Annotated in this window: 8 protein-coding genes; 4 read left to right on the top strand and 4 right to left on the bottom strand. The window is 76.6% G+C overall.

From position 1 onward, the window contains the following. Nucleotides 1–148: 148 nt before the first annotated feature. Nucleotides 149–2713: an alpha-glucan family phosphorylase gene (gene glgP, locus MN205_RS12630; RefSeq protein WP_242127760.1), complete on the top strand. Its 2565-nt coding sequence runs from the start codon at nt 149–151 to the stop codon at nt 2711–2713. Between the two features lie 13 nt (nt 2714–2726). Here glgP and MN205_RS12635 read toward each other — a convergent pair whose 3' ends face one another. Together MN205_RS12635 and glgX are read right to left on the bottom strand one after the other, a co-directional pair. After that, complete coding sequence (locus MN205_RS12635; protein ID WP_242127763.1) at nt 2727–3497, bottom strand: alpha/beta fold hydrolase; 771 nt, start codon at nt 3495–3497, stop codon at nt 2727–2729. 29 nt (nt 3498–3526) lie between these two features. Then, the gene (glgX, locus tag MN205_RS12640; RefSeq protein WP_242127765.1) at nt 3527–5713 is read right to left on the bottom strand and encodes a glycogen debranching protein GlgX; all 2187 of its coding nucleotides are present in this window, start codon (nt 5711–5713) and stop codon (nt 3527–3529) included. Nucleotides 5714–5793: 80 nt separating this feature from the next. On the opposite strand from glgX, the gene MN205_RS12645 reads away from it, so the two are divergent. After that, nucleotides 5794–7050 carry a cysteine desulfurase family protein gene (locus MN205_RS12645; RefSeq protein WP_242127767.1) on the top strand — a complete coding sequence of 419 codons (1257 nt, stop codon included), beginning with the start codon at nt 5794–5796 and terminating at the stop codon, nt 7048–7050. Continuing rightward, entirely contained in the window at nt 7050–8135 is a 1086-nt protein-coding gene (gene mnmA / locus MN205_RS12650; RefSeq protein ID WP_242127768.1) for a tRNA 2-thiouridine(34) synthase MnmA, read from the top strand. The genes MN205_RS12645 and mnmA overlap by 1 nt, the downstream gene beginning before the upstream one ends. A 40-nt stretch (nt 8136–8175) precedes the next feature. On the opposite strand, the gene MN205_RS21915 is transcribed toward mnmA, so the two are convergent. Further along, nucleotides 8176–9213 carry a glutathione S-transferase family protein gene (locus MN205_RS21915; RefSeq protein WP_242127770.1) on the bottom strand — a complete coding sequence of 346 codons (1038 nt, stop codon included), beginning with the start codon at nt 9211–9213 and terminating at the stop codon, nt 8176–8178. Between the two features lie 96 nt (nt 9214–9309). Between MN205_RS21915 and MN205_RS12660 the strand changes: the two genes are divergently transcribed. Continuing rightward, nucleotides 9310–11598, top strand: coding sequence for a bifunctional diguanylate cyclase/phosphodiesterase (locus MN205_RS12660; RefSeq protein WP_242127772.1), 2289 nt, complete (start codon nt 9310–9312; stop codon nt 11596–11598). On the opposite strand, the gene MN205_RS12665 is transcribed toward MN205_RS12660, so the two are convergent. Next, complete coding sequence (locus tag MN205_RS12665; protein ID WP_242127773.1) at nt 11567–12868, bottom strand: DUF445 domain-containing protein; 1302 nt, start codon at nt 12866–12868, stop codon at nt 11567–11569. The genes MN205_RS12660 and MN205_RS12665 overlap by 32 nt on opposite strands. Nucleotides 12869–12916 lie beyond the last annotated feature (48 nt).

The raw sequence follows: 12916 nt of genomic DNA on the forward strand, positions 1-12916 counted from the left end.
GACGGCGGGCGGAGGTGTCGCGGGGAAGTTGCGGGGGAGCGGCCGCCGTTCCCGCTCGCGCGGGCCGGGCGGCGGCGGGGCGCGCGGTGCCGCGGAGGTGGAGCGCTCACCTGTCGTGCGCGTGCCCGCGCGGCTACTGTCGATGTTCGTGAGAGCCATCCGACGCTTCACCGTCCGCACCGTGCTCCCCGCCCCGCTGGCCCCCCTGGGGGAGCTGGCCAGCAACCTGCGCTGGTCGTGGCACGAGCCCACGCGCGAGCTGTTCGAGTCCATGGACCCGGCCGCCTGGGTAGCCGTGCACCGCGAACCGGGCGCCCTGCTGGGCGCCCTGAGCACGGAGCGGCTGGAGGCCCTCGCCACCGACGCGGGCTTCGTGCGCCGCGTCGAGGCCGCCGCGGCGGACCTGCGCTCCTACCTGGCGCGACCCGGCTGGTACGCCTCCCTGGGGCCGGACGCCCCGCGGTCCATCGCGTACTTCTCCATGGAGTTCGGCATCACCGGTGCCCTGCCGCAGTACTCCGGCGGCCTGGGCATCCTCGCCGGCGACCACCTGAAGTCCGCCAGCGACCTGGCCGTGCCCGTGGTCGGCGTCGGGCTGTTCTACGCCACCGGTTACTTCAAGCAGTCCCTCTCCCGCGACGGCTGGCAGCAGGAGACGTACCCGGTCCTGGACCCGGACGGGCTGCCGCTGGCCCTGCTGCGCGAGGCGGACGGCACCCCGGTGAAGGTCCACGTGGACCTGCCCGGCGGTCGCCGCCTGACGGCCCAGGTGTGGAAGGCGCAGGTCGGGCGGGTCCCGCTGCTGCTGATGGACTCCGACGTGGAGGAGAACGACGACGCGGCCCGCTCCGTCACCGACCGGCTCTACGGCGGTGGCGGCGAGCACCGCCTGCAGCAGGAACTGCTGTGTGGCATCGGCGGGGTGCGCGCGCTGCGGGCGTGGTCGCGGCTGACCGGTGCACCGGAGCCGGAGGTCTACCACACCAACGAGGGGCACGCCGGGTTCCTCGGCGTGGAGCGCATCCGCGAGCACGTCGAGCGGGGCCTGGGGTTCGAGGAGGCGCTGGAGGCCGTCCGGGCCGCCACCGTGTTCACCACGCACACGCCCGTGCCCGCCGGCATCGACCGCTTCGGCCGCGACCAGATCGAGCTGTACTTCGGCCCCGGCAACCCGCTGCCGGGCGTGCCGGTCGAGCGCGTCCTCGCCCTGGGCGCCGAGGACTACCCCGGCGGCGACCCCGGCGTGTTCAACATGGCCGTCATGGGGCTGCGCCTGGCGCAGCGCGCCAACGGCGTCTCGAAGCTGCACGGCGCCGTCAGCCGCGGCATGTTCGACGGGTTGTGGCCCGGGTTCGACGCGCCCGAGGTGCCCATCGCGTCCATCACCAACGGCGTGCACGCCCCCACGTGGGTCGCCGCTGAGGTGCTGCGCATGGGCGAGCAGTACATCGGCCCCGAACTCGTCCGCGAGGGCCAGGGGTTCGAGAAGGTCGACCAGGTCCCCGACGAGGAGATCTGGCGCACCCGCCGGGTGCTGCGCGGCCGGCTGGTGGAGGACGCCCGCCGCCGGCTGCGGCTGTCGTGGCTGCAGCGCGGCGCCAGCGAGGCCGAGCTGGCCTGGACCCGGGAGGTCCTGGACCCGGACGTGCTGACCATCGGGTTCGCCCGGCGCGTGCCGACGTACAAGCGCCTGACGCTCATGCTGCGCGACCCCGAGCGGCTGAAGTCGCTGCTGCTGCACCCGCAGCGGCCGGTCCAGCTCGTCATCGCCGGCAAGTCCCACCCGGCCGACGAGACCGGCAAGCGCCTCATCCAGCAGATGGTGCGCTTCGCCGACGACCCCGAGGTGCGCCACCGCATCGTCTTCCTGCCCAACTACGACATCACCATGGCGCTGTCGCTGTACCCGGGGTGCGACGTGTGGCTGAACAACCCGCTGCGCCCCTTCGAGGCGTGCGGCACCTCGGGCATGAAGGCCGCCCTGAACGGCGGGCTGAACCTGTCGATCCTCGACGGCTGGTGGGACGAGTGGTACGACGGCGGCAACGGGTGGGCGATCCCCACCGCCGACGGCGTCGACGACCCCGACCGCCGCGACGACCTCGAGGCGGCGGCGCTGTACGACCTCGTCGAGAACTCGGTGGCCGCGCGGTTCTACGACCGCGACGAGCGCGGCCTGCCCGCGCGCTGGCTGGAGATGGTGCGCCACACCCTGGCCTCGCTGGGGCCGAAGGTCCTCGCCAGCCGCATGGTCAGCGACTACGTGCGGCAGCTGTACGTGCCGGCCGCCGTCGCGGGCCGGGCCGCCGCGGCCTCCGGCGCGGCCGCGGCGAAGGACCTGGCGCGCTGGAAGGGCGAGGTGCGCGGGGCGTGGCCGGGCGTGCGGGTCGACCACGTGGAGTCCTCCGGCGTGGGCGACTCCGCCCAGGTCGGCGACGTGCTCCACGTGCGCGGCTTCGTCTCCCTGGGCTCGCTGCGCCCGGACGACGTGGAGGTGCAGGTCGTGCACGGCCGCGTCAGCGAGTCCGACCAGCTCAGCCCCTCCGGCGTGCTGGCCCTGCGGCACGCGGAGGACTTCGGCGACGGCCGGCACCGCTACGAGGGTGAGGTCGCGCTGCGGCAGACCGGCCCGTTCGGGTACACCGTGCGCGTGCTGCCCCGGCACGGCGGCCTGGCCACGCCCGCCGAGCTGGGGCTCGTCGCCAACGCCTGACGCGCGCCGCCGCTCAGGGCGCGGGTGGTGGGGCGGGGTCCGCCCCGCCACCCGCACCACCGCCGTCCTCGCCGCCACCGCCGTCGTCGAGGAACTCCAGGAGCAGCGCGCTCACCCGGTCCGGTTCGACCAGGTGCGGCCAGTGCCCGGCGGCCAGCGGGCGCAGGTCCGCGGAGCGGGCGCGCGGGTTCAGCGCCCGCAACCCGGCGGCGTCCACGTCGCGGGTGCTGCGCACGTGCAGCAGCGGCACCCGCGCCGCCCGCAGCACCGGACGCGGGTCCAGCTCCAGCACGTCCGCCCACAACCGGCGCACAGCGGCCTCCGGCGTGGCCGCGATGCGGGCGACGACCTCCTCGCGCAGCCGGGGCAGGCGCTCGCCCCACGCCGCGCGCATGGACGTCACCAGCACCTCGTGCCAGCCGTCGGCGCGCACCGCCGCCGCGCGGACCCGCTTCGCGGCCACCGCCTCGCCGCTCACCGGCACGTTGGAGTCCACCAGCACCAGCCGGCGCAGCAGCTCCGGCCGGTGCGCGGCCAGCAGCAGACCCACCACGCCGCCCGTGGAGTGGCCCACGAGGTCCACCGGCCCCGGACCGGCGAGCGCCGCCACCCGCTCCCCGACCCGCGCCGCCACCGCCTCCAGCGTCGCCGCGCCCGGCACGGGCGGCTCCGCGCCGTGGCCGGGCAGGTCCAGCGGCACCGCGCGCCGCCCCGAGCGGGCCAGCGCCGCCTCCTGCGCGGCGAGCTCCACCGCGCGGCAACCCGTGCCCGGCAGCAGCACCACCGCGGCGGCGCCCGCCCGGGCCCGCCCGCTCAGGCGGTCGCCAGCACGCGCACCGACCAGGCCGGCACCCGCAGCGGCTCGCCCGCCGCCGCCGCCCGTCGCCGCCGGTCGGGGGTGCTGCTCCAGCGCGGGTGGAACCGCGCCAGCCCCTCCACGCGCGGCAGCACCACGTCGCGCTGGCGCTCGCCGGCGTTCACCACGACGAGCACGGACGCCAGGCCGCGGTCGCGGCCGTCGACCACCACCTGCAGGATGCGCCGCCCCGCGTCGTGCCAGCGGTCCACCGTCATGCCCGCGCCGTCCTCGGCGAACCACAGCAGGTCCTCGCGCTGCTCGCGCACCGGGTGCCCGCGCCGCACCCCGGCGTCCTGCAGCACCGGGTAGCGCGAGCGCAGCGCCACCAGCTCACGCGTGTCGGCCAGCAGGTCGCGCTGCCAGTCCGCCAGGTCCCAGTCCACCCACGAGATCTCGTTGTCCTGGCAGTAGGCGTTGTTGTTGCCGCCCTGCGAACGGCCCAGCTCGTCGCCCGCGGTGAGCATCGGCACGCCCGAGGACAGCAGCAGCGTCGCCAGCAGGTTGCGGGTGCTGCGCCGTCGCGCCGCCAGCACCGACGGGTCGTCGGTGGGGCCCTCCACCCCGTGGTTCCAGCTGGTGTCCGAGTCGCTGCCGTCGCGGTTGCCCTCGCCGTTGGCCTCGTTGTGCTTGCGGTCGTAGGAGACCAGGTCGGCCAGCGTGAACCCGTCGTGCGCGGTCACGAAGTTCACGCTCGTCAGCCGTCCCCGGGTGACGTCGAACGTGTCCGCCGAGCCGGCGAAGCGCGTGGCGAACTCCCGCAGTCCCCGCCCGGCCGCGTCCGGCGCCCCGTGGCCCAGCGCCACCTCCCGGGCGTCGGTGAGCCAGAACCGGCGCACCCCGTCGCGGAACCGGTCGTTCCACTCGTGCACCGGCGGCGGGTACTGGCCGGTGCGCCAGCCGAAGGGGCCGACGTCCCACGGCTCGGCGACGTGCTTGACGCCCGCCAGCACCGGGTCGCTCGTCAGCGCCACCAGCAGCGGGTGGTCGGGGGTGAAGCCCTCCCGGCCGCGCGCCAGCGTCGTCATCAGGTCGTAGCGGAAACCGTCGATCCCGTACTCGCTCACCCAGTGCCGCAGGGAGTCCAGCGCGAACTGCACGACGCGGCGCTCACCGAAGTCCAGGGAGTTCCCGCAGCCGGTGACGTCGAAGGGGCGCCCGCCCGCGTCGCGCAGGTAGTACGTCGCCTCGTCCAGCCCGCGCAGCGACAGGTGCGGGCCGTCGGGGCCCTCCTCGCACGTGTGGTTGTAGACGACGTCCAGCAGCACCTCGATGCCCGCCCCGTGCAGCGCGGCCACCGTCCCCCGGAACTCCTCGCGCACCGCCGCGGCGCCGGCGGCGCGCGCCGCGGCCGTCGCGTACCCCGGGTGCGGGGCGTTGAAGGCCAGGGTGTTGTACCCCCAGTGGTTGACCAGGCCGCGCCGGCGCAGGTGCACCTCCGAGGTGCTGGCGTGCACCGGCAGCAGCTCCAGCGCGGTCACGCCCAGGGACGTCAGGTGCTCCAGCACCGCCGGGTGCGCCAGGGCGGCGTAGGTGCCGCGCAGCTCCTCCGGGACGTCCGGGTGGCGCTTCGTCAGGCCCTTCACGTGGGCCTCGTAGACGACGGTGCGCGACCACGGGGTGCGCGGCTGCTCGCCGGGGCGCACCCGCAGGTGCTCGGGCATCGGCCCCAGCGCCACGCCGAGCGGGACGTGCCCGGCGCTGTCCCGCCCGTCCGGCACCGCGAGGTCACCGCGCAGGTCGGCGCCGACCGCGTGCCCGAAGACCTCCGGGACGAGGTCCACCTCGCCCTCCACCCCCCGCGCGCACGGGTCCAGCAGCAGCTTGGCGGGGTTGTGCCGCAGCCCCCGCTCCGGGTCCCAGCGCCCGTGCACCCGCAGCCCGTACCGCGAGCCCTCCCGCAGGCCCGGCACGTGCCCGTGCCACACGCCCAGCTCCACGTCCGGCAGGGCGGTGCGCGCCTCGCGGCCGTCGTCGCCGACCACGCACACCTCCACGGCGTCGGCGTGGGCGGCCAGGACGGCGACGTCGGCGCCGCCGCCCTCGCCCTCCGGGCGCAGCGTGACGCCCAGGGGGTGCGGGGAGGTCCTCCGGGAGGCACGGGGAGCGGTCGGTCCGTCGCGGCGCGTGGTCGGAACAGGCACCGGCGCAGTCTGCCCGAGGCGGGCGCCGCGTGCCGGGTCGAGGGGGCCGGGGCACGACCGCGCGCTCCTACACTGGTGGGGTGACGGCGTACCTCGACCACGCCTCGACGACCCCCCTGCGGCCCGAGGCCCTCGAGGCGTACGCCGCCGCGGCCTCCCTGGCCGGCAACCCGTCGTCACTGCACTCCAGCGGGCGCCGTGCGCGCGCCGCCGTGGAGGAGTCGCGCGAGGCGCTGGCCGCCGCCGTGGGGGCGCGTCCCGCCGAGGTGGTGTGGACCTCCGGCGGCACCGAGGCCGACAACCTCGCCCTGAAGGGCCTGTACTGGGCTCGCCGCGACGCGGACCCGCGCCGCCGCCGCGTGCTCGTCGGCGCCGCCGAGCACCACGCGGTGCTGGACTGCGCCGCCTGGCTCGCCGAGCACGAGGGCGCCGACGTGCGGCTGCTGCCCGTGGACGCCGACGGCCGCGCCGACCTGGACGCCCTGCGCGCCGAGCTGGCCGACGGCGCCGGCGAGGTCGCGCTCGTGTCGCTGATGTGGGCGAACAACGAGGTCGGCACCGTGCAGCCGGTCTCCGCCGCCGCCGAACTGGCCCACGCCGCCGGGGTGCCGCTGCACACCGACGCCGTGCAGGCCGTCGGCCACCTCCCCGTGGACTTCGCCGCCAGCGGTGCGGACGCCCTGTCGCTGTCGGCGCACAAGTTCGGCGGGCCCGTCGGTGCCGGGGCCCTCCTGCTGCGCCGCGGCACCCCGCTCGTGCCGCTGCAGCACGGCGGCGGGCAGGAGCTCGGCGCCCGCTCCGGCACGCTCGACGCCCCCGCGGCGCGCGCCACCGCCGCCGCCCTGGCCGCTGCGCTCGCCGACCCCGGTGAGGGGGAGCGCACCGCTGCGCTGCGCGAGCGCCTCGTGGCGGGCCTGCGCGCGGCCGTGCCCGGCCTGGTGCTGCGCGGCGACCCCGTCCTCGACGCCGCGCACCGCCTGCCCGGCAACGCGCACGTGACCGTCGCCGGCTGCGAGGGCGACTCGCTGCTGTACCTGCTCGACGCCGCCGGGGTGGAGTGCTCCACCGGCTCCGCCTGCCAGGCGGGCGTGCCGCGGCCCAGCCACGTCCTGCTCGCGATGGGCCTGGACGAGGGCGAGGCCGCCGGGGCGCTGCGCTTCTCCCTGGGGTGGAGCTCCACCGACGCGGACGTCGACGCCGCGCTCGCCGCGATCGGCCCCGCCGTCGAGCGCGCTCGCCGCGCGTCCGGTTCGGCGCGCACCTCCCGGGCGCGCCGGCGCCGCCCGGCGGCCGCCACCGGCGCTCCGTCCGCCGGCACCGCGGCGGAGGCGTCCTGATGCGGGTGCTGGCCGCCATGAGCGGCGGCGTGGACTCCGCGGTGGCCGCCGCGCGCGCGGTGGACGCCGGGCACGACGTCGTCGGCGTGCACATGGCCCTCAACCGCGCCCCCGGCACGCTGCGCACCGGCTCGCGCGGCTGCTGCACGATCGAGGACGCGCTCGACGCGCGCCGCGCCGCCGACCTGCTGGGCATCCCCTTCTACGTGTGGGACCTCTCCGAGTCGTTCCTGGAGGAGGTGGTGGAGGACTTCGTCGCCGAGTACGCCGCCGGGCGCACCCCCAACCCGTGCGTGCGCTGCAACGAGCGCATCAAGTTCGCGGCCCTGCTGGACAAGGGGATCGCCCTCGGCTTCGACGCCGTCTGCACCGGCCACTACGCGCGCGTGCTGCCCGGCCCCGGCGGCGCCGAGCTGCACCGCGCCGCGGACGCGGCCAAGGACCAGTCGTACGTGCTGGCCGTCCTGGACGCCGACCAGGTCGCGCACGCGATGTTCCCGCTGGGCGAGGCCCCCACCAAGGAGCGGGTGCGCGCCGAGGCCGAGCGCCGCGGCCTGCCAGTGGCCCGCAAGCCCGACAGCCACGACATCTGCTTCATCCCCGACGGCGACACCCGCAGCTTCCTCGCCGAGAAGCTGGGGGAGGAGCCCGGTGAGGTCGTCGACGAGGACGGCGCCGTGCTGGGCGCCCACACCGGCACGTACGGGTTCACCGTCGGCCAGCGCAAGGGGCTGGGACTGACCCGGCCCGCCCCCGACGGCCGTCCCCGCTACGTGCTGTCCATCGAGCCGGTGCGCCGCACCGTCACCGTCGGCCCCGCCGAGCGCCTCGCGGTGGGGGAGCTGCGTGCCGTGGAGGCGGTGTGGAGCGCGCCGGAGCCGTCCGGTCCCGTGGAGGTCCACGTGCAGGTGCGCGCCCACGGCGAGGCCGTGCCCGCCGTCGCCGAGGTGGCCGGCGAGGAGGTGCGGGTGGCGCTGCGCGCGCCGCTGACCGGGGTGGCGCCCGGGCAGACGGTGGCGTTCTACGCCGGCACGCGGGTGCTGGGGTCGGCCACGATCTCCGGGACGTCCCCCGCGCGGGGCTGAGACCCCCAGTACCCGGACCCGGACCCGGCGGCGCGGTCCGTCAGGCGGCCCGCTGCGGCGGGTGGTCGGCCGGGACGGTCTCCTCCGGCAGCGGCGGCGGGGGCGGGGTGCCGTCGCCGAACGGGCGCCCGCCCAGCTCTTCGCGGTGGTGCGGTTCCCACCAGTCCGAGGTGTCCGGGCCCTTCGGCACCACCCCGGTGGGGTTGATGTCGCGGTGCACCTCGTAGTAGTGCGCCTTGATGTGCACCAGGTCGGTCGTGTCGCCGAACCCGGGGGTCTGGAACAGGTCGCGGAAGTACGCCCACAGCACCGGCATCTCGGTGAGCTTGCTCCGGTTGCACTTGAAGTGGCCGTGGTAGACGGCGTCGAAGCGGGCCAGCGTCGTGAACAGCCGCACGTCCGCCTCGGTGATCGTGTCCCCCACGAGGAAGCGCTGCCGCGACAGGCGCTCCGACAGCTCGTCCAGCCGTGCGAACAGCCGGTCGTAGGCCCGTTCGTACGCGCCCTGCGTGCCCGCGAAACCGGCCCGGTAGACGCCGTTGTTGACGTCGCGGAACACGCCGTCGTTCACCTCGTCGATCTCGTCGCGCAGGTGCTCGGGGTAGAGGTCGGGGGCGCCGGGGCGGTGGTGCTCGCGCCACTCGGTGGAGAGGTCGAGCGTCATCTGCGCGAAGTCGTTCGTCACGACCTGCCCGGTGGAGACCTCCACGAGCGCCGGCACCGTGATGCCGCGCGGGTAGTCCGGCACGCGCGCGAAGTACGCCTCCTGCAGCCGCTCGATGCCCAGCACCGGGTCCTTCCCGCCCGGGTCCAGGTCGAAGGTCCAGCTGCGCTCGTCGTGGGTGGGCCCGCAGATGCCCTGGGAGATCGCCGCCTCCAGGCCGAGCAGCCGGCGCACGATCGTCGCCCGGTTCGCCCACGGGCACGCCCGCGCCACCACGAGGCGGTAGCGCCCCGGCTCGACGGGGTAACCGTCGCGGCCGTCGGCGGTGACGCGGGTGGTGAGGTAGTTCTGGTCGCGCTCGAAGGACCCCTTCGGGTTCACGTAGCCCGTACCGCCGCCTCGCTGCTCGCTCACCCCGGAACCGTAACCCGCCCGCTCCCGTCACGCCCGGGCGCACCCGGACGGGGCACCCGGGGTCAAGCCCGCCCCCGCGGCGGCCGAGGGGGGGACGTGACCTCGCACCGCGCCGCCCGCAGCGCCCGCCTGACGTGGTCGCTGCTCGCCGGCGTCCTCCTCGCCGCCGGCGCCGTGCTCGTCGTGCCGGGGTGGCGCCCCGCGGCCGTGGTGGCGACCTCGGCCGGCTCGGTGCTGCTGGTCGTGGCGGGCGCGGTGCTGCACCGCCCGCGCGGGGCCGCGTGGTGGCTGGTGGCGGTGATGCTCGCGCTGTGGGGGAGCGGGGCCCTGCTCGTGCAGGTCCACGGGCACGCCACCGCCGCGGCGAACGCCACCGTCTCGGCGGGCCAGGCCGTCGCGGCCGGGATCGTGGTGCACGTGGCGCGCCGCCGGGCCGGTGACCGCGAACCCTCCCCGGGCGGCCGCCTCGACCTGCTCGTCACCGTCGCGGTCCTCGCCCTGGCCGGCGCCCAGGTGCTGGCCGCGCTGCTGAACGGGCGCGGTGACGTCTCCGGTGTCGTGGTGGCCACCGTCGACGTCGCCGTCCTGGCGGTGCTGCTGCGCTTCACCGCCTCGCGGCGCGCCCTGCCGGTCAGCTCCTGGCTGCTGCTGGTGGCCGCCGCGCTCACCATCGCCTACGACCTCTCGTGCGCGCTGCACGGGCACCGCCTGGCGCTGCCCGATGAACCGCTGCAGAGCCTGGGGGTGCTGTCCCTGGGGCTGTTCGGGCTCGCCGCCGTGCACCCGACGATGACGTCGGCGTTCGAGGCGCGCACCTTCACCCGCCGGCGCTCCCCCTCGGCGGCCCTGCTGGGGCTGCTGCCGCTGGTGGCGGTGCCGGCCGCGCTGTGGTGGGTGGCGCGGACCCGCGGCGCCCCGGGCCTGCCGGACTGGACGATCCCGGTGACCGGGGCGATCGTCGCCGCGCTGTGCCTGCTGCGCGCCCGGGCGGCCCTGCGCGCCAGCGAGCACCTGGCCGAGCACGACCCCCTCACCGACCTGGCCAACCGGCGCGGGCTGGCCCGGGCCCACGGCGAGCGAGCCCCGGCCGGCGGCCGCAGCCTGCTGCTCCTGGACCTCGACGACTTCAAGCAGGTCAACGACACGCACGGCCACGACGTGGGCGACGCCCTGCTGCTGCAGGTGCGCGACCGGCTGGTGGCGGCCACCCGCGAGGTCGCCGGCGCCGCCGGCGCCGTCGCGCGCCTGGGCGGTGACGAGTTCACCGTGCTGGTCCCCACCGCGTGCGCCGCCGCCGTCGCCGACCACCTCCTGCGCGCGCTCGCGGCTCCCGTCCCGGTCGAGGACCTGCGGTTGCGGACCGGGGCCAGCGTCGGCATCGCCCACGAGGAGACCTCCGGGCCGGTGCCGCTGGCCGAGCTGATCACCCGCGCCGACGTGGCGATGTACGCCGCGAAGTCCGGCGGCGGCTCCAGGGCCGTGTCGTACCACCCCGCCATGCGCGAGGAGGTCGCCCGGCGCTACACGCTCAGCGGCCAGCTGCGCCGGCTGCTGTCCGGGCGCGCTGCGGGGGTCGGGCACCTGGAGGTGCACTACCAGCCCCTCGTCGACCTGGCCTCGGGCCGGGCCACCGGCGCCGAGGCGCTGGTGCGCTGGTTCCACCCGGAGCACGGCCTGCTGGCCCCCGCCGACTTCCTCGCGCTGGTCCGCAGCAACGACCTGGACGCCCAGCTGGACACCGCCGTGCTGGAGGGGGTGGTGCAGCAGCTGGCCCGCTGGCGCGACCAGGGCCGGCGCGCCCTGCCGGTGGCCGTGAACCTGACCCGCACCAGCCTCGACGACCCGGACCTGGCCGGCCGCGTCCTGACCCTGCTGGCCGCCGCCGACGTGCCGGCGCACCTGCTGCACCTGGAGATCACCGAGCACGAGCAGCTGCCCCTGGACAGCCCCGCAGCCCGCACGCTCACCCGCCTGCACGCCGCCGGCGTCGAGGTCCACCTGGACGACTACGGCACCGGGTACACCGCCCTGGACTACCTGCGCCGCTTCCCGGTGCAGGTGATCAAGGTGGACCGCTCCGTGGTGGTGGGGGTCGTCGAGGGGGACGGGCAGCTCGTCGCCGGGGTGCTGGCCATGGCGGGCGCGCTCGGTCTGCGGGTGCTGGCCGAGGGGATCGAGACCCCGGAGCAGCGCGCCCGGCTGGTCGAGCTCGGCGTGCAGCAGGGCCAGGGGTACCTGTTCTCCCGGCCGCTGCCCGCCGCCGCCTACGCCGACAGGGTCCTCGGCCCCGTCCGTCCGCGGCGCGAGGACCCCACGCCGCCGCCCGTCCTGGGTGGTGCGGCCGTGCGCCCGGTCAGCTCACCAGCACCGTCACCGCGTGGATGAGCAGGCCCACCAGCGCACCCACGACCGTGCCGTTGATCCGGATGAACTGCAGGTCGCGCCCGACGAACAGCTCGATGCGGTTCGCGGCGTCGTCGCCGTCCCAGCGCGCCACGGTGTCGGAGATGACCGTCGCCAGCTCCGGGGCGAAGCGGCGCACCACGTGCCCGGCGGCATCGGTGAGGTGGCGCTCCACGCGCGCGGCGAACGCGGCGTCGTCCACCAGGCGGTGGCCCAGGTCCACCAGCGCCTCCTCGCTGCGGGTGCGCAGCGAGGAGGACGGGTCGGCCAGGGCGTCGTTGAGGTAGCCGCGCACGCTCGTCCACAACCCGGCCAGGGTGTCGGCCAGACCCGGGGAGCTCAGCAGCCGCCGCTGGAACTCGTCGGCCTTCGCCCGGGTGTCCGGGTCGTTCTGCAGGGCGTCGGCGTAGCGGGCCAGCAGGTCGTCGATGGCCTTGCGGCCCGGGTGCTCGCGGTCGGCGGTGACGTCGTCCACCCACCGCTGCGCCTCGGTGTGGACCCGCTTGCCGAGGCGCTCGTTGAGCCAGTCCGGTGCCCACAGCGGCGCCCGCTCCTCCACGAGGCGGCGCACCGTGTGCTCGTTGGCCCGCAGCCAGCGCTGCGCCTCCGCGAGGGTGAGGTCCACCACCGGGCGGTGGGTGCCGTCGCGCACCACCTCGGCCAGCAGGCGGCCCAGCACCGGGCTCCACGGCTCGGCCGCCAGCCGGCGCACCACCACCTGGTCCAGGACGCCGGTGACCTCCTCGTCGCGCAGGATCCCCAGCGCGCCCGTCAGCACCGTGGCGGCCTCGTCGACCACCCGGGCGGCGCCGCCGCGCCCGTGCAGCCAGGAGCCGACCCGGGCGGGGACCCCGGCGCGCTGGACCTTGTCGCGCACGACGTCCTCGGCCAGGAAGTTCTCGGCGACGAACTGCTCCAGGCTCTTGCCCAGGGCCTCCTTGCGCCGGGGGATGAGGGCCGTGTGCGGGATGGGCAGCCGCAGCGGGTGCCGGAACAGCGCGGTGACGGCGAACCAGTCCGCCACCGCGCCGACCATCGCGGCCTCCGCGCCGGCGTTGACGAAGCCCCAGGCCCCGTCGCGGCCCAGCGTGGCGGCGTACACGACCGCGGCCACCACCAGCAGGCTCGTGGCGACCAGCCGCATGCGCCGCAGCCCGCTGCGGCGCTCGGCGTCCCCCTCGCCGTCGCCGGGCAGACCGGGGGCGGCGGGCGGGGCGGGGGTGCGCGGCGCGGGGTGCGTGGTGCTGCTCACCGCGCCATCCTCGCCCACGCACGGCCGGCCCACGCGCTGCCGGTCCTC

Origin of the sequence: Kineococcus sp. TRM81007 (assembly GCF_022669155.1) — a bacterium.
Lineage (GTDB): Bacteria > Actinomycetota > Actinomycetes > Actinomycetales > Kineococcaceae > Kineococcus.

Coding starts and splice junctions, on each gene's coding strand:
- mnmA (WP_242127768.1), top strand. CDS start 7,050: ATGCGGGTGCTGGCCGCCATGAGCGGCGGCGTGGACTCCGCGGTGGCC.